Source organism: Novosphingobium sp. TCA1 (assembly GCF_009811895.1).
Lineage (GTDB): Bacteria > Pseudomonadota > Alphaproteobacteria > Sphingomonadales > Sphingomonadaceae > Novosphingobium > Novosphingobium panipatense_A.
This window is the reverse complement of the sequence record NZ_BLJH01000007.1, coordinates 89,683-114,997: the sequence shown is the minus strand read 5'-3', so window position 1 is coordinate 114,997 and position 25,315 is coordinate 89,683. Positions and strand designations below refer to the sequence as shown.

General features: G+C 65.0%; 13 protein-coding genes. 5 read left to right on the top strand and 8 right to left on the bottom strand.

Features of this window, described 5'->3' with window-relative positions; all coding sequences use genetic code 11:
* Window positions 1-9: 9 nt before the first annotated feature.
* Window positions 10-789, top strand: coding sequence for an alpha/beta fold hydrolase (locus NTCA1_RS10880; RefSeq protein WP_159830510.1), 780 nt, complete (start codon window positions 10-12; stop codon window positions 787-789).
* 82 nt (window positions 790-871) lie between these two features.
* Here NTCA1_RS10880 and NTCA1_RS10875 read toward each other — a convergent pair whose 3' ends face one another.
* Window positions 872-2,104 (bottom strand): amidohydrolase family protein, encoded by a 1,233-nt coding sequence (locus tag NTCA1_RS10875; protein WP_159830509.1) that lies wholly within the window; start codon window positions 2,102-2,104, stop codon window positions 872-874.
* A gap of 197 nt (window positions 2,105-2,301) precedes the next feature.
* Here NTCA1_RS10875 and NTCA1_RS10870 point away from each other — a divergent pair, with 197 nt between their 5' ends.
* Window positions 2,302-4,602 (top strand): TonB-dependent receptor, encoded by a 2,301-nt coding sequence (locus NTCA1_RS10870; protein ID WP_159830508.1) that lies wholly within the window; start codon window positions 2,302-2,304, stop codon window positions 4,600-4,602.
* A gap of 212 nt (window positions 4,603-4,814) precedes the next feature.
* Here NTCA1_RS10870 and NTCA1_RS10865 read toward each other — a convergent pair whose 3' ends face one another.
* Complete coding sequence (locus tag NTCA1_RS10865; protein WP_201282460.1) at window positions 4,815-7,661, bottom strand: PAS domain-containing sensor histidine kinase; 2,847 nt, start codon at window positions 7,659-7,661, stop codon at window positions 4,815-4,817.
* A 243-nt stretch (window positions 7,662-7,904) separates the two neighbouring features.
* On the opposite strand from NTCA1_RS10865, the gene NTCA1_RS10860 reads away from it, so the two are divergent.
* Window positions 7,905-9,461 (top strand): beta-xylosidase, encoded by a 1,557-nt coding sequence (locus NTCA1_RS10860; RefSeq protein ID WP_159830506.1) that lies wholly within the window; start codon window positions 7,905-7,907, stop codon window positions 9,459-9,461.
* 10 nt (window positions 9,462-9,471) lie between these two features.
* Window positions 9,472-11,085: a family 43 glycosylhydrolase gene (locus NTCA1_RS10855; protein ID WP_159830505.1), complete on the top strand. Its 1,614-nt coding sequence runs from the start codon at window positions 9,472-9,474 to the stop codon at window positions 11,083-11,085.
* A 51-nt stretch (window positions 11,086-11,136) separates the two neighbouring features.
* On the opposite strand, the gene NTCA1_RS10850 is transcribed toward NTCA1_RS10855, so the two are convergent.
* The 6 genes from NTCA1_RS10850 to NTCA1_RS10825 form a co-directional block, all read right to left on the bottom strand.
* Window positions 11,137-12,777, bottom strand: a complete 1,641-nt coding sequence (locus NTCA1_RS10850) for a DUF5597 domain-containing protein (RefSeq protein ID WP_159830504.1) — start codon at window positions 12,775-12,777, stop codon at window positions 11,137-11,139.
* Between the two features lie 34 nt (window positions 12,778-12,811).
* Window positions 12,812-14,461 carry an alpha-L-fucosidase gene (locus NTCA1_RS10845; protein ID WP_374705176.1) on the bottom strand — a complete coding sequence of 550 codons (1,650 nt, stop codon included), beginning with the start codon at window positions 14,459-14,461 and terminating at the stop codon, window positions 12,812-12,814.
* 112 nt (window positions 14,462-14,573) lie between these two features.
* Window positions 14,574-17,471, bottom strand: a complete 2,898-nt coding sequence (locus tag NTCA1_RS10840; RefSeq protein ID WP_159830503.1) for a TIM-barrel domain-containing protein — start codon at window positions 17,469-17,471, stop codon at window positions 14,574-14,576.
* Window positions 17,472-17,497: 26 nt separating this feature from the next.
* A complete protein-coding gene (locus tag NTCA1_RS10835; protein ID WP_159830502.1) occupies window positions 17,498-19,135 on the bottom strand; it encodes a DUF5597 domain-containing protein in 1,638 nt (545 codons plus the stop codon).
* Window positions 19,132-21,366 carry a hypothetical protein gene (locus NTCA1_RS10830; RefSeq protein WP_159830501.1) on the bottom strand — a complete coding sequence of 745 codons (2,235 nt, stop codon included), beginning with the start codon at window positions 21,364-21,366 and terminating at the stop codon, window positions 19,132-19,134. Before NTCA1_RS10830 ends, NTCA1_RS10835 begins: the two co-directional genes overlap by 4 nt.
* A gap of 244 nt (window positions 21,367-21,610) precedes the next feature.
* A complete protein-coding gene (locus tag NTCA1_RS10825) occupies window positions 21,611-22,684 on the bottom strand; it encodes a LacI family DNA-binding transcriptional regulator (RefSeq protein ID WP_159830500.1) in 1,074 nt (357 codons plus the stop codon).
* 145 nt (window positions 22,685-22,829) lie between these two features.
* On the opposite strand from NTCA1_RS10825, the gene NTCA1_RS10820 reads away from it, so the two are divergent.
* On the top strand, window positions 22,830-25,262 hold the full coding sequence (locus NTCA1_RS10820; RefSeq protein ID WP_159830499.1) for a glycoside hydrolase family 3 protein: 2,433 nt from the start codon (window positions 22,830-22,832) through the stop codon (window positions 25,260-25,262).
* Window positions 25,263-25,315: the final 53 nt, after the last annotated feature.

Genomic DNA, 25,315 nt, shown 5'->3' with positions numbered 1-25,315 from the left:
GCATACGCCATGAAGAAAACGCTCATCGCGGGCAGTCTCGCCGTCCTTGCCGCCGGTTTCCTTGCGCCTGCCGCAGAGGCGCAGGATAAGCCCACCGTCGTGCTCGTCCATGGCGCCTTCGCGGATTCCTCGAGCTGGAACGGCGTTATCGCCGCGCTCCAGCATGACGGCTACCGCGTCGTCGCCGCCCCGGACAACTTGCGCGGCGTCCGCGCCGACGCCGATGTCGTGGCGGACGTGGTGAAGGGCATCGCCGGCCCGGTCGTGCTGGTCGGCCATTCCTACGGCGGATCGGTGATCAGCGAGGCGGCCGAGGGCGCGCCCAACGTCAAGGCGCTGGTCTATGTCGCCGCTTTCGCCCCCGAGGTGGGCGAGACCGCGCTGGGGCTGACCGGCAAGTTCCCCGGCAGCACCCTGGCACCAACGCTGGCGCCGCCCGTGCCGCTCGCCGGTGGCGGGAAAGACCTCTACATCCGGCAGGACCGCTTCCCCGCCCAGTTCGCCGCCGACGTGCCGGCAGCGCAGGCGCGGCTCATGGCCGCCGGACAGCGCCCGGTCGCGGAGGCCGCCCTGTCGGAACCCTCGACCGCCCCGGCCTGGAAGCATGTGCCTTCGTGGTTCGTCTATGGCGATGCCGACCGCAATATCCCCCCGGCGGCCATGAAATTCATGGCCCAGCGGGCCGGCGCACGCGAAACGCTGGTGGTGAAGGGCGCCTCCCATGTCGTCATGGTTTCGCACCCGGCCCACGTGGCGGAACTCATCGAGCGCGCGGCCAAGGCCTTATAAGACGCGGACGCGGAGGCCGATGCCGCTTCCCCTATAGGTTGATGCATCGGCCTCTCCCATGGCCACAATCTTTGAAACGCCCTCAATCCTTGCGGTACAGTACTTCGCCCGCACGGAACGTCATCGCCACTTTTGCGAAGGCAGCCACGTCTGCGGCGGGATCTCCATCCAGCAGCACCATGTCAGCCGCCAGCCCCGGTTCGATCCGGCCACGTTCACCGGATTGACCGAAACGCCGCGCAGGGGTCAGGGTGAGCGCCGCCAGTACGTGGCGCCAGTCCATCGCCTGCGCCATAAGGCGGTATTCCGAGCTTGGATCGAACACATCCATGAAACCGGCATCGGTGCCGAAAAGCACGTCTCCCCCTGCTGCGCTCAGCGCCCGGACCTGCTGCACGACCGTGGAAACCGGCGTGCTTTCCGCCGGATAGACTTCGAACAGCATCATCGTCGGCACCAAGGCGACATCGGCATCGATCAACTTGCGCACTTGCGCCGCATCCCATTCCCCGGCGATCGGCGTGGCATGGGCAAGGACGTCCACGCCGTTTTCCACCGCAGCGGCCATGCCTTCGCGATTGGTGGGATGGGCGAAGACCGGCAGGTGATGGCGATGCGCTTCGGCCACCAGCGCGCCGATCTGATCGGCGGGCATGACCATAACGTCCTCGGCCCCGAGAATCGCACCCGTGAACAGTTTGACCCCATTCACACCCGCCTGCGCCTGCCGATCCAGCCGCGTCACGGCTTCCGAGGTCGTGCGGATTTCAGGGCTTGCGATATGCTCCGCCTCGTAGATCGGCCGCGCGTAAATCGGCATTCCGTCCTTCGGAAAGAAAGGATCGCCTACCGTCAGTATCTGCGGCCCCAGCAGGGCCCGCTTCGCGATCATCTGCCGCAGCGTCACGGCGCTGGCGGTGGTGGAGGTGAGATCGAACACGGTGGTGAAGCCCCACCGCGTGAACATGTCTCGCAGCCCCGCTTCCAGCTTGAGCGGATCCGCTGCCTCCGGGTGCAACAGATCGTGCGTCATCAGGTGAACATGACTGTTCCAGACGCCTGCAACGAGCGTGCGCCCCTTGCCGGAAATGACCTCCATGCCTGGCGGGATGGCCAGTTTTTCAGACGTTCCCACCGCGGAGATCCGGCCGTCGCGCACGATCACGAGGCCGTCATCGAGCGCTGCCGCCGCTGGATCGGCATAGACGCGCGCTCCAACGATCGCGAAGTCCCGGCCCGGCAAATCGTCCGCAGCAGCCGGTTTACCCAGACCCAAGGCAGCAAGACATGCCGCAAACAATGCCAGCCTTTTCATGCATATCCCCCATCGACCGCTGCGGTCCGTCCACAATGGAAGACCAACTTGACGATCCGCGCAAGAGACCAAACCGCCTCTTCAAAAGCGCCATGACGATATGACCGCCACCAAACTTTGCCCTCCGTCGATGTAATGTGAAACAGCAGTTCAGCATCCGATCGCAGAATCGGGCGGGCGAACAACGGGAGGGAACAATGTCTATCGATTTCTGGCGTCACGCTTCTTCGACGGCAGTACTGGCCGCTGCATTCCTGGCGCATGATGCGGCCGCACAGGAAACCGCAGGCGTGCCCCAGACTGTCGATGCGCAGACGTCCGAACCTCAAACGGCCGACTCCGTTATATATGTTACCGCCCAGCGCCGGTCCGAACGCTCGCTGGACGTGCCGATCACGATCACTTCGGTCAGCAATCAGGCCCTGACCGATGCCGGTGTCCGTCAGCTTTCCGATCTGTCGAAAGTCGTTCCCGCGCTTCGCTTCGATAAATCGGGCGTCTACACGCAGCCTACCATTCGCGGCGTCGGCACGGCGATCGCGACGTCTGGCGGCGGCCCCAACGTCGCCACTTATGTCGACGGCTTCTTCTCGCCCAGCGCCGCTGCAACCGACTTCCAGCTCATGAAAGTCCAGTCGGTCGAAGTCCTGAAAGGGCCGCAGGGGACGCTGTTCGGACGCAATACCACCGGCGGCGCGATTCTCGTGACCACCGCCGATCCCAGCGAGACGCCGGGCGGCGAGATGCGCATTGGCTATGGCCGGTTCAATACCGTGGAGGTGCAGGGATATGCCACTTCCGGCATCGCACCGGGCGTGGCTTTCGACGTAGAGGGGCTCTATCGCCGCAGCGACAGTTTCCAGACCAATATCATCGACGACAACGACAAGGTCGGCAAGTACAACCGCTGGTCGGTGCGCACCGGCCTGAAGGTGGATGTTTCACCCGATGTCAGCTTCCTGCTGCGCTACGTCCATTCGAAAACCGACGATCCCTCGGCGCTGATGCATAATGCTTTCGTTGACGAGGAAGGCACGCGCTGGGTCTACCAGTACACGCCTACCGGCTTCTACGTTACGAAGCCCGACGAGGTGGCCCTGCAACCGGGTGACCATATCGGCGCCACAAGCAATTCGGGCATCGTACAGGGCACGATCAAGGCCGATCTCGGCTTTGCGAACCTCACATCCTACACCCAGTACCGCAACGAGCGGGTAAAGAGCGTGCAGGATCTGGACGCAACCGCGCTGCCGATCTTCACCATCGGCATCGGATCCAACAGCGAAACCTTCACCCAGGAACTGCTGCTGAATTCCAAGGCCGGCTCGCCGCTGCAATGGACCACGGGCGTCTACTACTTCCGCAACCGGGACACCTGGCCCACCGACGCCAAGCTCGGTACCGCACCGTTCGTACGCAACGGCGAATCCGGTACGCTGACCCAGTCCATCGCCGTCTTCGCCGATGCGACTTACGAGATCACACCGCAGTTCTTCGTGACCGCGGGCGCCCGCTACAGCCACGACTGGGTGACCGATGCCCATTTCCAGAGGGCCCTGACGGCATCGGTATACGAAGATGCCAATGGCAATCCGGTGCCTTTCCCCGCCAACGTGCCGCTCTACACCCGCTATGACGTGCCCAACCTCACCAACGACCGCGTAACGCCGCGCTTCGTGATCCGCTACAAGCCGACCGAGGAGATGAGCCTCTATGCCTCCTTCACGCAGGGCTACAAGGCGGGCCTGCTCAATGTCGGCGGCTATTCCTATCGTCCGGTGAAACCGGAAACGATCAATGCCTACGAACTGGGCTACAAGTACGCGCAAGGCGGTATTTCGGCGGAGCTGTCCGGGTTCTATTACGATTACAAGAACCTCCAGGTCTCAAGCTTCCAGGCGGGCACCGCGCGGATCACCAATGCCGCCAGCTCCGAGATCTACGGCATCGAAGGGCAAGTCAGCGCCAAGGTGACGCCGGACCTGACGTTTTCCGCCGGCGCGGCCTGGACGCATGCGCGCTACAAGAAGTTCCCCAACGCCCCGTTCTACCAGTTCTGCGATCCGGGGGCAGTGTTCGGCAGTTCGCCCGTGGCCTGCGTACCGACCAGCCTCGGCGGTCTTGGTCCCGGTTCGCTGGTCGAGACGACGACCGACGCCAGCGGGTTCGAAATGCAGCGCTCACCGGCATTCACGGCCAGCCTTGCCGCGTCCTACGGCATCGACGTGGCCAAGGGGCGGCTCAATCTTTCCGGCAATCTCTATTACACGTCCGCGTTCTACTTCGGCATTGCGGAACAGTTCAGGCAAGGCGACTACGCCTTGCTCGGGTTGCGGGCCGAATGGACCGACGCGAGCGAGAAGTTCACATTGGCGATCTTCGGTGAGAACGTGACCGACCATCGTTATCGCTCGGCCGTGAACTATGCGTCGCTCGGCATCGGCAGCGTCTGGGCCGGACCCGCAACCTGGGGTGTTTCATTTGGCGTGAAATATTGAATCCGCTGAGAGCCCGTTTGAAAAATGCCCATTCGGGCATTTTCTTGCGGCACCAGCCCCCAAGTCTCTTAGGCGCCCCCACCCTACCACCCGCAGGATAATACCGTTGGGTGGTAGGGTGGGGGCGCCTGAGTCAAAATGGGCTGGTGCCGCAAAATTCGCGTTTCGCGAATTTTCAAACAGCCTCTGAAGCCGGGTTCGCGAAAGCCGCATCACCCCATGATTTCACGGATGCGCTGAGCGAGAGCCTCCATCGCGAAAGGCTTGGTGATCAGCGCCATGTTGGGGGCTAGTTGCCCGTTTCCGATGACGGCGTTCTCGGCATAACCGGTGATGAAAAGCACATTCAGGTCCGGCATCAGGGCCAGCGCCGCGTCCGCGACCTGCCGTCCGTTCATGCCCCCGGGAAGGCCGACATCGGTAATGAGAAGATCCAGGTCCGAACCGGCCTGCAGCAGGCGCATGGCGGAGGGACCGTCGAACGCCTCCATTACCGAGTAGCCCAGCTCCTGCGCGACTTCGGCAACCAGCATGCGGACCGTGGGTTCATCGTCGACGACCATGACGCGCCCGGTCCTCGCCTCCGCCATGTTCTCGAGCCCGGCAACGAGCGCCGCGTCGGCCGTACCTTCCCGGCAATCTTCATCGGCGAGGTATCTCGGGAGGTAGATGGACATGGTCGTTCCCATGCCCACTTCACTCTGAATACGCACATGTCCGCCCGACTGGCGGGCGAACCCGTAGATCATCGACAGGCCGAGGCCGGTTCCCTCGCCGATGGGCTTGGTGGTGAAGAATGGGTCGAAAGCGCGCGAGATCACCTCGGGCGACATGCCGCTTCCCGTATCGGTAACGCTAATGGATATGTACTGCCCCGGCTCCAGGTCGCGTTCACGCGAAGCGGCGTGATCGAGCCACCTGTTCGCCGTCTCGATGGTGATGCGCCCGCCGTCCGGCATGGCGTCTCGCGCATTGATGCACAAGTTCAGCAAGGCGTTTTCAAGCTGGTTGGGATCGACGAGCGTCATCCAGAGCCCGGCCTTGCCCACGGTTTCCACCTCGATCTGCGGGCCGACCGTGCGCCTGACCAGTTCTTCCAGGTCGAATATGAGCCGGTTCACGCTGGTAGGCTTGGGATCGAGCGTCTGTCTTCGGGAAAACGCCAGCAATCGATGCGTGAGCGCGGCGGCGCGGCGCACGGCGCCTTGCGCGGCCACCGAATACTTGTCGATTTCCGCGACGCGGCCCTGGGCGATGCGCATCTGCATCATTTCCAGCGCCCCGGAGATGCCGGTCAGCAGGTTGTTGAAGTCATGCGCGAGGCCGCCGGTCAGCTGCCCCACGGCCTCCATCTTCTGCGACTGGCGCAAGGCTTCCTCTGCCTTGTCCCGTTCCGCGGTGGTCACTTGCACTTCCTCGGTCAACCGCTGCCGATCGCTTTCCAGCTGCCGCTCGATGGCCTTGCGATCGGATACGTCGAGCATCGCGCCCACCATGCGCAGCGGTGTTCCCGCCATGTCGCGCAGGACATAGCCGCGATCGAGAACATCGGCGTAACGGCCGTCTGCCCGGCGAAAACGATATTCATCGCTCCAGTCCGTACCGGAACCGTCGATCACGGCGTGGATGCTGTCGTCCACGCGCTGGCGGTCCTCCGGGTGGATATGTTCGAGCCACCATTCGCCGGTAGGCGCGACGGCCTCCGGTTCGTGCAGGTAGATATCCCGCAGCGCGTCGTTCCAGGTGACGTGATTATGGCGAAAATCCCAGTCCCAGACGGCATCGTTGGTGGCGCGGCCCGCCAGTCTCAGGCGTTCCTCCACTTCGCGCAAAGCCGTTTGCCGGGCGCGATCCGCCGTGACATCCTGCACCGTACCGATCAGGCGGATGGGCCGGCCGTCCTTGAAAAAGGCAAGCCCCTGGGCATGGACATGGCGCTCGATGCCGTCCTCGATCCCGATCGTCCTGTATTCGGTATCGAAGATCCCCGTTCCCTGCGGATCGAGCGCAATCCGCACCGCCTCATCCGCGTTCTCGCGGTCATCAGGGTGAAGCCCTGCAAGATAGGCGCTTTCATAAGTTACCGCAGCGCCGGGACTGAGCCCGAACAGCTCGCGGCAACGATCGTCCCATTCCAGCCTGCCATCCTGCGGCCAGAAGTCGAACTGGCCAAGGCGGGCCGCACGCGTGGCCAGTTCCAGCTTCTCCCGGCTGGTGGCCAGGGCATCGCGGGCCTCGTGCGCCTGCGTCACATCCGTGGCAGTGCCGAACCATTCGAGAATCCCGCCATCGGCATCGAGGATCGGCACGGCATGCGAAGCGGTCCACCCGATCTCGCCATCCGCCTGCACCACGCGGTGTTCGAGAATGAACGGCGACTTGGTGCGAACGGCTTCGTCTATGGCCGCGAGCACGACCGCGCGTTCGTCTTCGGGCAGGTAGACATCGATCCAGGATCGCCGCGATTCCAGCGTGTCGAGCAGGAAACCGCGACCATCGAGCTGGTGCATTTCCTGCCAGTCGGCGCTCATCCGATAGATCGCATCCGACGTCGCCTCGACCAGAGCACCGAAGCGGCTTTCGCTCTCCGCCCGCTTCTCGCCTTCGAGGGCGATCCTTCGGGAATCGATGAATTTCTGCGTGGTGTCCACCGCGATGTCGAGAACGCCGCCGATTTCGCCCGCATCGTCTCGCAAAGGGCTGTAGCAGAAGGTCCACCAGGTATCCTCGTCCGCGCCATTGCGCGTCATGACGAGATGCATGTCCTCTACCGATATCGTCTCCCCGGCACGCGTACGATCGATGAGGGGTTCGAGTTCGTCCCAGATCTCGGGCCAGACCTCCCGCATCGGCTTGCCGAGCGCTGCGGGGTGCCGTGCGCCCAGAAACGGCGCGTAGGCATCGTTGTAGAGGAAGGTATGCTCGTCGCCCCACGCCACGAACATGGCGAAATGCGAAGCAGTGGCCATGTCCACCGCCGTCCGCAGGGACACCGGCCAGTCCTGCCGTTCGCCAAGCGCGGTTCCGCCCCAGTCGAAGCGGCGGATCCGCTCGCTCATCGGCTCCGATCCGGGCGACGCTACGGTAAACAGGCTGGCCATTCGATCAGGATAGGGCGGCTTCGCCGGAGAGTCATCGCGCAAGAGGAAGAGCTTTCGAAGAATTCCGCGTAAAAACGCGTCAGTGCGACCGAAGCTCCCACCGATCTTCCAGACTTTGAAGCGTTCTCCGGCGAGACGACGCCGAACGCATTGCGCGCAAAATTGTTTGCGCTACCATAGCGACACAAACGGAGGGGAAAAATGCTCAAGATAGGCCTCACGGCTCTTGCAACAGCCGTTCTGGCGCAGCCGGCCATGGCTGCCGAAACACGCGAAATCGCCATCGACGCCGCCGCGCCGACCGGGCCGGTGGATCGGTTCTTCGACCTCTCGGTCGGTTCGGACTATCCCGGGACGCTGATCCGCGAAGACAGCCAGGCACAGCTCAAGCTGGCGTCCGACGAACTGGGCTTCCGCTACATCCGCTTCCACGACATCTTCCATGACGTGCTGGGCACGGTGCGCAAGGTGGACGGCAAGATCGTCTACGACTGGACGAAGATCGACCAGCTCTACGACGGACTTCTGGCCAAGCGTATCCGGCCGTTCATCGAACTCGGTTGGACCCCGGCGGTCATGCGCACCTCAGACCAGCAGCTGTTCTACTGGAAGGGCAATACCTCCCACCCCGATCCCAGGATGTGGCGGGACCTGATCCAGGCCTTCGTCACCCACCTGCGCGCGCGCTACGGCGCCGAGGAAGTGCGCAGCTGGTACTTTGAGCTGTGGAACGAACCCAACCTCGACGGTTTCTGGGAAAAGGCGGACCAGCAGGCCTACTTCGAACTTTACGCGAATACGGCAGCCACCATCAAGGGGATCGATCCGAGCCTGCGCGTCGGCGGCCCTGCCACCGCAGGCGCGGCCTGGGTGCCCGAGTTCCTGAAGTATGCCTCGGACAACAAGCTGCCGGTCGACTTCGTGGCGACGCATACATACGGCGTCGACGGCGGCTTTCTGGACGAGCAGGGCAAGCAGGACACCAAGCTCTCACCCTCGCCCGATGCCATCACCGGCGACGTGCGCAAGGTGCGCGGCGAGATCGAGGCGTCGGCCTTCCCCGGCATCCCGCTGTTCTTCACCGAATGGAGCACCAGCTATACCCCGCGTGACTTCGTTCACGACAGCTACTTCAGCGCGCCCTATATCCTCAGCAAGCTGAAGGCGACGCAGGGCATGGTCCAGGGCATGAGCTACTGGGCCTATACCGACCTGTTCGAGGAACCCGGTCCGCCGCCCACCCCGTTCCACGGTGGCTTCGGCCTGATGAACCGGGAGGGCATCCGCAAGCCCGCGTGGTTCGCCTACAAGTACTTGAACGCGGTTCGCGGGCAGGCCCTTGCCACCGGTGATACGCAGTCGATGGCGGCGCGCGACGGCAAGCGCATCGCCGCGCTCGTCTGGGATTTCCAGCAGCCGGTGCAGACCGTCAGCAACAAGCCGTTCTACACCCGGCAAGTGCCCGCCACACCCAGCAAACCGGTGACGTTCCGGTTCAGTCACGTGGCCAAGGGCAATTACCGCCTGCAAGTCCACAAGACCGGCTATCGCCTGAACGACCCGCTTTCGGCCTATATCGACATGGGCATGCCTGCCGCGCTTTCGCCCGCAGAGCTGGCGCAGCTTCAGCAGGAAACCGCCGACCGGCCCGAGCAGGACCGGCTGGTCCGCGTCGGCAAGGACGCCGCCGTAACGGTCGAAGTGGCGATGCGCAGCAACGACGTGGCGCTCGTCACGCTCGAACCTGTCTCGAAGTAAGGAAAGCGCGATGGACGTTACCCGCCGCACGATGTTCGGGGGCGCCTTGGCCGGGACGGCCCTGCCCGCCCTTGCGCCCTCGCTGGCAAATGCCCTGACCGGTGCCAAGCCCGCTACCCCGCAATGGGGCACCGGCGCCGAAGGCCAGCGCAAGGCCGATCTCGGCAACGGGCTCTATCGCAATCCGATCATCTCGGGCGATCACGCCGATCCGACGATCCTGAAGGACGGTAGCGTCTATTACATGACGCATTCGTCGTTCGATTCCTATCCGGGGCTGGTGATCTGGCGCTCGACCGATCTGGTCAACTGGGCACCGGTGGGACCGGCGCTGCACCGCAATCTCGGTACCATCTGGGCGGTCGATCTGGTGAAGCACGAGGGCCGCTACTTCATCTACATCCCCGCCGATCCCAAGGGCGAAGGCTGGTCGATCTACGTGATCTGGGCGGATGACATCGCCGGGCCGTGGAGCGAACCCATCGACCTCGGCATTCGCGGCGCCATCGATCCGGGCCATGTGGTCGGCGAGGACGGCAAGCGCTATCTCTTCACCAACGGCATCCGCCGGGTTCGCCTGACCGACGACGGCCTCGCCACCGACGGCACGCTGGAGCAGGCCTACAACCCCTGGCGCTACCCGGACGACTGGGTGGTGGAGAACTTCGCGCCCGAAGGCCCCAAGCTGCTGCGCAAGGGCGAATGGTTCTATCTCGTCACCGCCATCGGCGGCACGGCCGGGCCGGTGACCGGGCACATGGTGATCGCCGCCCGCTCGCGCTCGATCAACGGGCCTTGGGAGCATTGCCCCCGCAACCCGCTGGTGCGCACGGTCAGCGTGGACGAACCATGGTGGTCGCGCGGCCATGCCACGCTTGTCGAGGGACCAGGGGGCGACTGGTGGATGGTCTATCACGGCTATGAAAACGGCATGCGCACGCTGGGACGCCAGACCCTGCTGGAGCCGATCGAATGGACGGCGGACGGCTGGTTCCGCGCGAAGGGCGGCGATCTTTCGCTGCCCTTGCCCAAGCCCAAGGGCGGCACTCCCAGCGCCTCGGCGCCGGGCCTGTCGGACGATTTCGCAAAGGACCGCTTCGGCGTGCAATGGAGCTTCCACGCCCCCAAACGCGGCGAGGCCGAGCGCGCGCGCTACGAAACGGGCGGACTGATGATCGCGGGCAGCGGCACGTCGCCTGCGGATTCCTCACCGCTGACCTGCATTGTGGGCGACCGCAGCTATGAAGCCGAAGTCTCGATCGACCTGACCGGAGACGGCGAGGCGGGCATCCTGCTGTTCTACAACCACAAGGCTTTCGTCGGACTGGGCTTCACGCCCGAGAAGCTGAAGATCTACGAATATTCCGAAGACCTGCCCTGGGCGGGGGTGCCGCACGAGGCCCGCAGCGTGCGCCTGCGTGTCACCAACCACGAGAATGTGGTCACGTGGTACTATTCGTATGACGAGGGCAAGAACTGGCAGCGGCACGGCACCCGCATGGAAGTGTCGGGCATCCATCACAATGTCTTCGGTGGCTTCCTCAGCCTGCGTTTCGGCATCTACGTGGCGGGCAGCGGTCAGGCCCGCTTGCGCGACTTCCGGTATCGGGCGGTGAACGGTTGATCTCGGGCAGCGCGGCGGTTCGACCGGCGCGCTGCTCCTGTCCCTTGGCCTCTAGCGGATCGGATAGGTCGCCAGCTTCACATGCAGCACTTGCGGGGCGGCAGTGAAGTTTAGGCCCCAGTCCACCTGATCGCCGTTCCACACGCGCTGGAACTGCCACTTGCCTGCGGCATCGTAAGTGCCCTCCTCCACCCGGTCGAAGATCACGTTGGCGGTCTTCGGATTGGAGAGCGCGAATTCCACCCGGGCGAAGTAGCCGGTGACAAGGTATTCGTCCGGGCCGATCTGCGCGATGGCGACACCGCCCGAGGGTTTGGCATTGCCTTTGGGATCGGTGGGGCCGAAGTCTCCGTTGCCGAAATTGGCGGTGGCGACGTACTTGCCCAGCGGGATCACCTGCTTGTGACCATCGGCGGGGTCTTCGGGTTCGGACGCGCCCCAGACTTTGCCTTCGAAGGCGAGCTTTGCCCATATGCGGGCCATCGGCGCGAACAGGGCGTAATTGGCCGCGAAGGGGGCGATCGCCTCTTCATCCAGCTTCGATGCCAGCGGCAGGTTGGGGCGATAGCGTAGCGGATCGATGCCGAAGGGCGACCAGCCGATCGCACCCTTGCCGAGGGCAGCGAAGAAGTGGCGCGCATATTCGGGGGCGTGGCCGGTCTCGGGCACGAACAGCGGATTGTCGGTGCGGCGATAGGCCTCGAGGAAGCCGAGGTAGGCCTTGTGCTTCGGGTTGTAGATGTCCGGCGCCACCAGATCGAGGTGCGGTGCGGCGGCCTTGTAGACGTCGATCACCGTATTGGCCGGGCCGCCGCTGGCGTAAGTGTTCGGATCCTGCCAGGTGAAGGGATCGCCGGGCAGCGCGGCGTTGACGTACATCGGCAGCGGCTTCACCGCCTTGCCCGCCGCGGCCACCTTGTCGATGTAGCTGGCGACCTTCCAGGCGTGGAAATAGAGTTCGGCATCGCGGCCGAACAGCGCGGTCCAGTTCCCGGCAGGTTTGCCGAAGCGCTTGCGCAAAACGTCGGGCACGGGCGCGGCGAAGGCGGCATTGGCTTCGGGCGAATGATCGCGCGCGAGGCCGTAGGAGCCCGCCTCGTTCTCCACCTGCATCATGATGACGGTGTTCTGCCGGTCCACTTCGGCCAGATGCGTCATCAGCGCGGCAAAGGCCTTGCTGTCCGCCGCCAAGGTCGCCTTGCCGAAGGGGGAGAGGGCGTAATGCAGGGTGCCGTCCGCACGGCGCATGCGCGGGAAGCGGGCGTTGTCCAGCTTCACCCAGCGCGGGGCATATTGCGGGTTGGTGTTCTTCCAGGTGCCGAACCACAGCAGCACCAGCCGCACGTTCTGCGCGCGAGCCTGTTGGAGCAGCCGGTCGACGATCGTGAAATCGAAGCGGCCTTCCTCGGGCTCGATCTGCTCCCAGCCGATCGGAACTTCCACGGTGTTGACGTGCATCGCCGCCATCATGGGCCAGACTTTGGGCAGCGTGGCTGGCCATGCGCTGGAGTTGTTGATCTGCGCACCCAGCATCAGGAAGGGAGCGCTATCAACGATCAGCGCATGACGGCCTTCGCGGGTGGCGATATGGGGCCCCTCGTCGGATGCAGCCGACGCCGGCAATGGGGCCGCAGCAAGCGCGGCGCAGAGGGCCGCGCCAAAGGTCGTGGCGGTCTTCCAGGTGCCTCTCATGTCGCGTTAGGTTCCGTTTAGGGTACGTCTAGGTTCAGGCCACACCGCGACCTTCGATCTTCACCACCGGCACCGTGCCGAGCCCTTGCGGCAGGTCGATTTCCATCGCCTCCGCCCCCTGCCGGAACCGCACCGCGCCGCCGCCCAGCAGCGTGACGCGTGCCACCTGTCCCTTGCCCGCCTGCGCCATCGCCCGGCGGCCCAGGGCCTTGACGGAGAGCGGCTTCTTCGGCGCCGCCAGTGCGAACAGGTAGAGCGCACCGTCCTTGACGGTGAAGCGCACGTCGCCCTCGACGAAGCCCTTGAATCCGCCCTCGTTCTGCATCCCCACCGAGAGCACTGTCGGCCCTTCGCCATATGTATGCCAGGGGCGCGATCCGAAGACGGCCTGCCCGTTCACCGCCATCCAGCGGGCGAGGTCGTCGAGGATCTTCTCCTCCTCGCTATCGATGGTGCCGTCGCCGCGCTGGGGGATCGAGAGCAGCAGGTTGCCGTTCTTCGAGATCACATCGGCCAGGCGCTGGAGCACGCCCTGCGCCCCGACATAGCTCTTCTGCGTGAAACGATCGCGGTTGTAGAACCAGTCGCCGATGCAGGTATCGGTCTGCCAGGGCTCGTCCCAGAGATGGTCGGTAAATCCGCGCTCCACGTCCTGCACCAGTCCGAAGCGGGCGTAGGATTTCAGCTGCTTGGCGGTGAGCACCACGTCGATCTTGCCGTGCCATTCGATCGAGCGGTTGTAGTAGTCCGCCGCCGCCGCAAGGCCGTATTGGCCGAAGGGCAGTTCGTAGTTGTCGAAATAGCAGAAATCCGGGCGATACTTGGCCACGAGGTCCATCTGGCGCAGCAGCCACTGGCGCGCGAACGTCTCGTCCCCCGGCGGCGCGGTTTCGATCCACTGGCCGTCGTTCTTGTCGTGCCAGGCGTTCATCGTCTCGATGGAATCGATGCCGTCAGGGGCGACCATGTGGCGGCCGGTGTAGAGTTCCTGCGGGTCCAGCCCGTCCCACCACTTGCCTGCCCCATCGGCCTTGGTGAGGCGGTAGGCGTCGTAACGCTCGCCCTTGCGCGGACCTTCGGGATCGTAGGCATAGGCCGGCTGATACCAGTGCCAGGCATGCGAGATATGGTTGGAAACGCCGAACTTCAGCCCCGCCGCGCGCGCCGCCTTCTCCCAGGTGCCGACGACATCGCGGCCCGGCCCCACGCGCTGCGAGTTCCAGGCATGGTGCGAACTGTCGAAACAGTCGAGATTGTCGTGATGGCAGGCGAGCGAGACGAAATACTTCGCGCCCGCCTTCACGAAGCGCTGCATCAGCGCTTCCGGGTCCCAGGCTTCCGCCTTCCAGAGGTTCTGGATCTCCATCATGCCGGTATCGGCCGGATGGCCGTACGTCTTCAGGTGATGTTCGTACATCGGATGCCCCTGCATGTAGAGGAAGCGTCCGTACCAATCGCCCTGCTCGGGCACGGCCTGCGGGCCCCAGTGCGACCAGATGCCGAACTTGGCATCTCGGAACCAGTCGGGATAGCGATAGTGCTCTACCAGCGAGGCCCAGTTGGCCTGCACCGGGCCCGCCGCCGCGCCAGTCGAGGCGGCAGCGGCAGCAAGCGGCCGGGCCGAGGCCCCTGCGGCAAGCGCGCCCGCCAGAAAGCGGCGACGATCCGACCTCAGCCCCTTCACGGGTTGCACCTGCTGCGAAAGGCTGCACCGACCATCGTGATTATCCCCTTCCTGATTCCATTGGATTATTCCCCGACCCTGCCCGTTTCAGGCAGGGTCGGGAGCATATCACTCAGCGCTTGGGGCGCTTCACCTGCAGCGCCTTGCCGGTCCAGCGCACTTCGCTGTCGAAGCCGTTCTGGTCGGTGACGGCGGTGCCGGGGACGATCCACTTGATCCGCACGGTGCGGGTCTGCGGCATGCCGGCATAGCCCTTGCCCTCACGCGCGCCGATGGAGACGGTGCCGGTGGCATCGTCATAGCGCACGGGCATGCGTTCCCACGCGCCGGTGCGGTACTGCTGCGAGCGGCCATCGTCGTTGTAGACCGAGAAGGAACCGTCCGCACCGGTGTAGACGACCAGCGTGATCGGGGCATCGGGCTTCTCGTCGGTGTACTGCATGACCGGGCCCATCGGCACGATCGAGCCTGCGCGCACGAACAGCGGCATGCGTTCGGCCGGGGCCGAAACCGCGATGCTGGTGCCGCCCTGATAGGCCTTGCCGCTGGCGAAGTCATACCAGGTCAGGCCCGCATCGCCGGGGAAATAGACCTCACGCTCGCGCGCCTTGTAGGTGGTGACCGGGGCGACCAGGAAGGCCTTGCCGAACAGGAACTGGTCGTTGGCCTTGCGGGCCTTCGCATCGTTGGGGAAGTCCATCACGAGGCCGCGCATGATCGAACCGTCGTTCTGGTACGTGTCCGCGCCCAGCGTGTAGATGTAGGGCATCAGGCGGTAACGCAGTTCGTCATACCACACCATCGAGGCGCGCATGGGCGAACCTTCGGGCGAGATTTCGTAGATCTCGCGCCAGGGCTGCTCGCCATGGCTGCGGAACAGCGGGCTGAACGCGCCGAACTGGAACCAGCGCAAGTTCAGTTCGCGCCACTCGTCGAGGTCCTCCGCCTTGGGCTTTTCAGCGGCAAAGCGCGGTTCGACCGAGAAGCCGCCGATGTCATGCGTCCAGTTCGGCAGGCCCGACAGCGCGGTGTTCACACCGGCAGAGATCTGCGCGTGCAGATCGTACCAGCGCGTCGCCACGTCGCCCGACCACACCGCCGCGCCATAGCGCTGGAGGCCGCCAAAGCCCGAACGGGTCAGCAGGAACGGCCGCACGTCCGGCTTGAAGGCGCGCCAGCCGTCGAAGAACGACCGCGCGTTCATCAGCGGGTAGGAGTTGAAGAACTCGGTGGCCGGCCCCATCGCCGTCGGGCCCATGGTGTCGATGCGCTTTTCGATCGACAGGTTCGAATGCATGTCGGGCTCGCTGGCGTCCGCCCACCATGCGTCGAAGCCGAACTTGGCGATGCGGTCTTCCACCTGGCGCCAGAAGATCTGGCGGCCCTTGGCCGAATAGGGATCGTAGAAGGTGTTGGCAAAGCCCGGGCCGACCCAGTCCTTGTTCCCCTGGCGCAGATTGCCGTGATAGATCGCGCCCGCCGCATCCAGTTCCTTGAACGTGTCGGTGGTCGGATAGAACTTCGGCCAGACGGAGATCATGATGTTGGCATGATCGCCGTGAACCGTGCTGACCATCGCGGCGGGATCGGGGAAGCGGCTGGGGTCGAACTTGTGGCTGCCCCAGGAATCGTCGGTCCAATAGCGCCAGTCGAGCACGATATTGTCCAGCGGGTACTGCCGCTTGCGGTATTCCTGCACAACGCCGGTCAGTTCCTTCGCGGTGTCATAACGCTGGCGCGACTGCCAGAAACCGTAGACCCACTTGGGCATCATTTCCGACTTGCCGGTCAGCTGGCGATAGCCCGCCACCGCGCCATCCATGTCGCCACCGGCGATGAACCAATAATCCTTGTCACGCGCGACTTCGCTGGTGAACCACACCGAATGGCGGTCCGCCTCAGGCAGCGGATCGTTGTGGAGCAGCGCCATGTAGCCGGCGTTGGGGTCCCATTCGATGCGGATGTGCGCAGGCTTGCCCGAGGTCATCGGCACTTCGAAATTGGCGTACCAGGGGTTCCAGTTCTGGCGCCAGCGGTCCAGCTTCAGCTCACCGTCTACATAGACCTTGTAATAGCTGGAGCCGTAGAGCTGGAACTTGTGTGTGCCGGTCTTGTCGGGCTGGAGATCGCCTTCCCACACCACCTTTTGCGTCTGCACGGCGTTGCCGGCGGTGTTCTGGCCCTGCTCCGACGCGACGGTCTTGGCCTTGGCCGCTTCCGGCCACTTCGCCTGATCGTCGAGGTACTGGTAGTCGATCGTCGTTTCCTGGCGTTCCACCGCCAGCTTGTCGTCGAGGTAATAGCGCGCGGTGAAGCCGGGCTTGCCGCCGCTCGTCACCTTCATGCCCGTCTTGTCGCCGACCAGCGTGTAGGGTGCCGGATTGCCGACGCGGGTTATGCTCTCGTTATCCCAGAGCAGGCCGTAACCCTTGCTGGAGACCAGGAAAGGAACGCCGATGTCCATGTTGTGCTGGGCGAGTTCAACGTCCTCGCCATTGTAGTCCATCACCGCCTGCTGGTGCTGGCCAAGGCCGTAGAGGCCTTCGCTGGTGCCGCGGTTGAACTGCTGCGAAACGGTGACGTAGGGGGTGCCGTCCGCCTTGGTCTGGGTGAAGACGGTAGAGGCCGCCTCGCCCAGCAGTTCCTTGCCCGCCGCGTCCAGGAAACGCACCTGCCCGCTGGCAAGATCGATGTCGGCGGTTGCCTTCGCCGCCTTTACCTGCACGTGGCCGCCGGTCTGGCTGACGGTGTACTTGCCCGAGGCCGGTGGGTTCGGCGCCATCAGGCTGGCGCGGGCGGGCGGGGCCTGAAGGCCGCGCGGATGGGCGACGACGTGGAAGATCCCGTCACCGTGCAGCGTCACTTCGACGCGGTCCGAAGGGCCGCTCTGCGGCGTGACCGCCACGCCGCCGGGCACGTTCTCCACGCCGCCGTCGGCAGCCAGTGCCTCCGCCGGGATCAGGCCGATTGCCGAGCCCGCCAGCAGCGCGGCCATTGTGAATTGCTTCATGTGTAGATCCTCTGCCGCTCAGGCAATTACTTGGAAGAATAGAAACCGGTGGTGATCTTCAGCACCTGCGGCCGGTCGATCAGGTTGATGCCGTAGTCGGTCTGGTCGCCGTTCCAGACGCGCGTTGTCACCCACTTGCCGTCCTTGAACGTGCCTTCCTCCACGGCGACGATCACGCCATTGCTCTCCCCCTTCGCGGGCGAGAAATTGACGCGGACGTGATCGCCCATGACGAGGTATTCGGTGTCCGAAAGCTGGGCCACGGCCACGCCGCCCACCGGCTGATCGGCCCAGGGTGCGGGCTTGGTGGGAATCCAGGTCCAGTCCTTCTGGCCGAACTGCCACTGGCCCCAGTCGGCCGAAATCTTCCACTTGCCCATCACGGTTTCGCGCACCGCGCCGTCATCCGGCTTGGCGGCGCCCCAGGTGGGACGGTCATAGGCGATCTTCGCCCAGTCGCTGGCGATCGGCGCCAGCGTGCCATAGGGCAAAGCGAAAGCGGCCATCGTCTCCTTGTCCAGCGCGGTCGCGCCGAGCGGGTAGTTGAAGTAGCCGGTGTCATCCATGCCGAAGGGCGCGAAACCGATGCCGCCACGCCCGATGGTGGCCCAGAAGAAGCGCGCGAACTCCTTCGCATTGCCGATCTCCGGCACCATCAGCGCATTGTCCGGGCGGGCATACTGGTCGAGATACTTGACGGCGTTGGCGCTGTTGCGATCGTAGATATCGGGCGCGGCGAAGTCGATCGCCGGGGCGCCCGCCTTCCAGATGTCCAGCACGTCCCACTGCGGGCCGCCGCTGGCGACGCCGGTGGGATCGGGCACGTTCGACGGCCCGGCGAGCGAGGCGTTGACGTACATCGGCAGCGGCTTCACCGCCTTGCCCGCCTCTGCCAGAGCATTCACGAACTGCGCGACGTACCAGGTGTTGAACGCGCGCGGGGCCTGCTTGCCGAAGGCGGCGTCCCACGAACCGGACTTGCCGACCTTCTTCGCCAGCGCCGCCGGGATCGACTTGGCGAACAGCGCGTTCGCCTCTGCCGAAAAGTCGCGCGGCACGCGGTAGGATCCGGTCTCGTTCTCCGGCTGGACCATGATCACGGTGTTCTGCCGGTCATGATCGCGCAGGTATTCCATCACCTTCACGAAGGCGCGGCGGTCCGCCGCCATGGTGTTCTGCGACAGCGGCGTCAGCACGTAGTGGTCCGAACCGTCGGGCGCCTTCATCCGGGGAAAGCGCTTGTTGTCCAGCTTCACCCACGACGGCGTGTAGCTGGGGCTGGTGTTCTTCCAGGTGCCGAACCACAGCAGCACCACCCGCTTGTCATGCGCGCGGGCGGCATCGAGCAGGGTTTGCAGGTAGCTGAAATCGAACTTGCCCTCGACCGGCTCCACTTGTTCCCAGGCGACCGGGATTTCCAGCGTATTGGCGTGCATCGCATCGAGCACCGGCCAGACCGCATCGAGCATGGCGGGATAGTTGCTGGAATTGTTCGCCTGCGCGCCCAGCATCAGGAACGGCTTGCCGTCGACGATCAGCGCGTGGCGGCCGTTCTTGCTTTCCAGACGCGGCACGGGCGTTGCGGCATCCTGCGCCTGACCCGGCGCGGCCACGCTGAGGGCGGCCGCGAGCATGAGCGATGCGATGAAGTCCTTGCTTTTCATTCTGTCCCCTCCGCAGACCGGTTTGCGGGATCGCCATAGACGATCCCCCGGCCATCGGTTCCTATGTAGATGCGCCCGAACTGGCGCGGGTCGCCGGAAATCACGCGGATGCGCAGGCCCCACTGGTGGCCCTCGTCATTGATCCGCTGCCATGTCGCGCCGCCATCGATGGAACGCCACACCGCGCGCAATCCCCCCACGGTGCCCAGCGCATAGAGCGCCGCGCTATCGCGGCCGGGCGCGGCTTTGCCAAGCCCGTAACGCTCGATGGTGATGGTCTGTCCGGTACGCTGCCAGCTGTTCCCGAAGTCGGCCGAACGATAGAGCGCACCGCCCAGATTGAGCCACAGCGCTCCGGCCCGGTTCGGATCGGCCAGAATCGGCGCAGGTGCTTCGCGGTTGCTGTTCTGGGCGGCGGAAAGGTCTGCCGGCAGGCCCTTACCCGTGAGCGCGTGGAACCGGGCGCCGCCATCGTCACTGCGCACCACGCGGTTGTTCGCGAAATCGATGGCGTAGAAGCGCTTGGCGTCCTGCTTGTCAGACGTGACGCGGGTGCGGCTGGGTAGGCCGCTTACCGCCTGCAATGTCGCGCCGCGATTCTGAGTCAGGCGGGGCTGGTCGGTCTCGACAAGGAATGTCTGGCCATCGGCAGAGACGGTGATCGCCGCATTGCCGGTCTCTTCCGGCAGCGGCGTGCCATCGGCATGCGGCGCGCCCTTGGGCACATGCAGAGGGCTCCACGTCGCGCCGCCATCGGCCGACCATGCCAGCGAGGTATCGGGCACCACGCGGGCATGGGTATTGCCGCTGCGCACCATCACCAGCGGCGCGCGGCCGCCGTAATCGAGCGTGTTGGTGTTCGACAGGAACGGGTTGATATGCTGGTGCGCGGGCGAGACGGTGAAGTCGTCATGGCGGAAACCGCCGATGTCGCCGAAGCCCGAAACCAGATGCGCGCCGCCGGTGGGGCTGACCAAGGTGATGATCGCGGTCTGCTCGATCCCCTGCGTCCACGGCGCCCATTGCATGGTGCCGGGCTTCTGCAGTTCCTCGGTCGCATAGACCGTCGCGCCAGTCACATAGGCGGCGTGGTTCGCGTCGAAGGGATCGATGGCAAGGCCCGCGATCCAGTGCCCGAAGTTCGCCTTGCCGCCGAAATCGAGGAAGGGCGTCGCCGAAACGTCGCGCACCGAACGCTGCCACAACTCGTCCCAATGTGCGCCGCCGTCATGGCTGAGCCACACCGTATCGACCGGCTTGCCCCGGTCCACCGTGCTGACCGCGATGGTCTGCGGATCGCTCGCGGCCACCGCCACGCCCATGTAGCCGCCAATGGGCGCCTGCGCGCCCTTGATCGGCGTGACATCAAGCCATGCCTCGCGCGCCGGATCGAACCGCCAGACCGCGCCGCGCGTGATGCCGTTGGGGCCGATGCCGTCGCAGTAAGTGATCGTCAGCACGCCGTCGCTGCCGATGACGGCCTTAACCGGCAACATGTCGGCCGCCGGGCCGCCCGCAACCGCGTTCCAAGTCTTGCCGCCATCGTCGGAGCGGAACAGGTGCCGCTCGCCCGGATCGGCACTGCCCACGAAAACACGTCCGCGCAGTTTGGCGTCGAAGACCACGAACGACAGCCCGCCATGCGTCTCGCGCCGGTTGCTCGGCAGCCCCAGCCCGGCGAGCGGGAAGGCATCCAGCTTGCGCCAGTTCGCACCCGCATCGTCGCTGGCCCAGAGGCCCTGATGGCGCGATCCGAACAGCAGCCGGTCATGCCCGAAAGGGTCGATGGCCAGCCGCTCGCCCAGCCCGCGACCGTTCTCGTTGCCACCCATCGCGAAAGGCACACGCGTCTCGCGCCAGGTCTTGCCGTAGTCTGCAGAACGGAAGATCGCGGCCGGGGCGGACCAGCTCATGCCGGCGGCAAGATAGACGGTGCCGGCATCGACCGGATCGGCGGCAATGCTCTCGATCCCCATGAAGCTGCCTTCGGATACGCGATCCTGCAAAGGCACCCACCGCTTCGCCGCCGCATCCCAGCGATAGGCGCCGCCCATGTCGCTGCGCAGCCAGGCGAGCCCGCGTTCGACCGGACTGAAGACGATGCCCGGTGTGAAACCCCCGCCGCCCACGCGTACATTATGCCAGTCGTAGATGGTCCGGGTAGGAAGGGTCGCAGCCTTCTCGGCCACCACGGGCGCAGCGCTTGCAGCAACACCTGCCGCAATCGCCATTGCAAGCGCGACCCATGGCGCCCTGTTTGCCCCGCTGATGCCCACGGCCTCCCCTTTTCCCCTCGTTTCCACTTGCGGCCAACGGGTTCATGGACCCGTCCGATGCCGCGCGGCGGCTTATCGATACCGCTAACATTGGCCGAGAGGAATAGCGGAGCGCAAATAAAGTGCCCCCTAACCGGATTAAGTCGCACCGGACAAATCCGGCCAGCTACCTGTTCAATAGGTGCGGTAGTGACATTCTCTACCGAGAGGAGAGACGCGGCGCGGCATCGGACTGACGCCGCACGAGCTTGTACTCCAGTTCGATTCGCTGATCGCCGATCTCGTCCTCGCGCTTGTTGCGCAACATCGTGACGAGCAGTTCCACCGCTCGGCGGCTCATCTCCACGATCGGCTGCTGGATCGTGGTCAGTTCCGGCCAGATCGTCGTGGCCAGGGCGACATCGTCGAAACCGCAGACGGTCAGGTCGCGCGGTACGTCCAGTCCGCGGCGGTGGGCGATCGCCACGGCCGCCGCCGCCATGTCGTCGTTGCTGGCGAAGATGGCCGAGGGCCGATCCTCGAACGAGAGCAATCGCTCCGCCGCATCGAGGCCCGAACGATAGGTGAAGTATCCCTGCGCCACGAGGGCTTCGTCGAAGGGAATCCCCGCTTCCGCCAGAGCCGCACGATAGCCCTCAAGCCGCGCGCCGCTGGCCGACAGCGCGGGATGGCCCAGGATGAAACCGATCCGGCGATGGCCGAGGCCGATCAGATGCGCGGTCATCTCGCGCGCGGCGCTGCGATCGTCGATCATGATCGTGGCAATTCCCGCGTGCGGAACGGCCGTGGTCACCGCCACCGTCGGCACATTGGCCTCGCGCAGCACTGCAAGCACGTCGTTCGCCTCGTTCAGCGGCGGCGGCAGGATCACGCCGTGGACACCGCCCGCCACCATGCGTTCGACGGCAAGGCAAACGTCCTCGCCGTCTTCCACCTTCTGGATGACGATCTGCACGTCCGAGCGCCCCGCCTCTTCGAGACTACCGACCACGAAAGCGCTCAGAAAGGCTTCCGATGGGTTCGAATAAAGCAAGCCCAGCCGCAGTTGCGACGCGCCCGCCAGGCTGCGTGCCGCGCGATTCGGGGCATAGTTCAGCCTGGCGATAGCCGCCATCACGGTTTCGCGGGTGGATTGGCGGACTTTGGGTTCCGAATTGATGACGCGGGAAACCGTCATGATCGAGACGCCAGCCAGCGCCGCCACATCGGCGATCGTCGGGGCCTTTACCTGGCGGGATTTCGAACTGCGGCGTTTGCGCTCACTCTCGGACATGGCGCATGTCTCTAGGGCAGTTGCCCCGTTCCTGCAAAGCCCGCCCCAAGTGGAAAAACGTCATTCCCGAACGGCTCAATCATTATGGTAGCGCAATCATTTCTCCTGACATAGAGAAAGGGCGATTGAGAACAGAGGGGATATCATGAGGGCTATTCGTCGGATTCTGCAGGCTGCCGCTCTGGCGTCTTGCGCAACTGTCGCACTCGCACAAGCAGAGGCGCCGCGAACCGCACCGGCTTCGACCCCGGTTCATCCCGAACGTTGGCCCGCCGCGAAAAGCCCCGGCCTTGTCGATGCGAAGACTGAAGCGCGGATCACCGCGATCATGGCCCGCATGAGCCTGCGCGAGAAGATCGGCCAGATGATCCAGGGCGATACCGCCTCGATCAAGCCGGAAGACCTGAAGGAATATCCGCTCGGCTCGATTCTCGCAGGTGGCAATTCACCCCCTATCGGCGCACCGGACCGTTCGCCGGCCTCGGCGTGGGTGGCGACTTCGCGCGCCTTCAACGCCGTCGCCCTCGAAAAGCGCGCCGGGCACGAGCCGATTCCGATCATGTTCGGGATCGACGCGGTCCACGGCAACAGCAATGTCGTTGGCGCGACCCTGTTCCCGCACAATAGCGCGCTGGGCGCCATGCACGATCCGACGCTCATGCGCGAGATCGGCAAGGCCACTGCTGCCGAAACCGCCGCATCCGGCATCGACTGGGCATTCGGCCCGACGCTCGCCGTGCCGCAGGACGACCGCTGGGGCCGCGCCTACGAAGGCTATTCGGAAGATCCCGAGGTGGTCGCGGCCTATGCCGGGCCGATGGTGGAAGGGCTTCAGGGCGCGCCGGGCACGCAGACGACCGTGCAGGCCGGCCGCGTCGCTGCCAGCGTCAAGCACTTCCTGGGCGACGGCGGCACGCACGACGGCATCGACCAGGGCGACACCCGCGTCGATGAAGACACGCTGATCCGCATCCACAACGCCGGTTACCCGGCTGCCGTCAATGCCGGAACGATGACCGTCATGGCCTCGTTCTCCAGCTGGAACGGCACCAAGATGCACGGCAATAAAGCCCTGCTGACCGATGTGCTGAAGGGCCGCATGGGCTTCGACGGCTTCGTGGTGGGGGACTGGAACGGCCACGGCCAGATTCCGGGCTGCACCAACACCGATTGCCCGGCGACGTTCAACGCCGGGCTCGACATGGCGATGGCGCCGGATAGCTGGAAGGGCCTGTTCGATTCGACGCTGGCCGCAGCCAAGGCCGGCACTATCCCGATGAGCCGTATCGACGATGCCGTGCGCCGCATCCTGCGCGTGAAGATGAAGCTGGGCCTGTTCGAGGCCGCGCGTCCGTTCGAGGACAAGCCGCAGGAAATGGGCTCCGCCGCGCACCGCGCCATCGGCCGTCAGGCGGTGCGCGAGAGCCTTGTCCTGCTGAAGAACGAAGGCGTGCTGCCGATCAAGACCAGCGCCACCGTGCTGGTCGCGGGTGACGCGGCGGACGACATCGGCCGCCAGTCCGGTGGCTGGACGCTGTCTTGGCAGGGTGACGGCAACACCAATGCCGATTTCCCCGGCGCCACCTCGATCTACGCCGGCATTGCCGATGCGCTGAAGGCGGGCGGCGGCAAGGCCGTGCTTTCGCCCGACGGCAGCTTCACCGCCAAGCCCGATGTCGCCATCGTCGTCTTCGGTGAAGAGCCCTATGCAGAGCTGCGCGGCGATATCCGCACGCTGGAATTCCAGCCGGGCAGCAAGAAGTCGCTCGCGCTGCTGAAGAAGCTGAAGGCGGCAGGCATCCCCACCGTCTCGGTCTTCCTTTCGGGCCGCCCGCTCTGGATCAATCCCGAACTCAACGCTTCGGACGCATTCGTCGCCGCGTGGTTCCCCGGCTCGGAAGGCAATGGCGTTGCCGACGTGCTGATCGGCGGCAAGACCGATTTCCACGGCACCCTCTCCTTCTCCTGGCCCAAGGCCGCCGCGCAGTTCACGCTCAACAAGGGGCAGCCGGGCTACGATCCGCTGTTCCCGCTCGGCTACGGCCTGACGTATGCGAAGGGCGCCCACGTCGCCGCGCAGAGCGAGGAAGCCGGCATCGATGCCAGCGCCTTCAACTCCAGCGTGTTCGTCGCCGCCGGCATCGTCGCAAAGCCGTTCCGCCTTGAGACTGGGCCCGCCGTCACGCAGAAGCTGGTGGACAGCGCCAACCGTCAGGAAGGTGCGATCCAGCTGGCGTTCTCCGGCACCGGCAAGGCCTCGATTCTCGGCCCCAACCTGACGCTCGAGCGGGAGGCGAATGCCGACATGAACGTGGAAGTGCTCTACCGCGTGGACAAGGCGGCAAGCGGCCCGGTGACGCTGGCGCTCGGCTCGGGCGCGGTGCGGATCGACAAGGTGGTGGCGCAGCCCGGCAAGTGGGCGTCGCTGCGCATTCCGCTCAAGTGCTTTGGCAACCACGGCACTTATCTGGGCGGCATCAGCCAGCCCTTCACGCTGGCCGCCGACGCGCCCTTCACGATCACCATTTCCGACATGCGCCTCGCCACCGATCCGGCCGGCGCCGTCTGCCCCGAATAAGCGATAAGGAAGCACCGCTGTGAGCGACCAGACCTCCACCTCGCGCCGCGCCC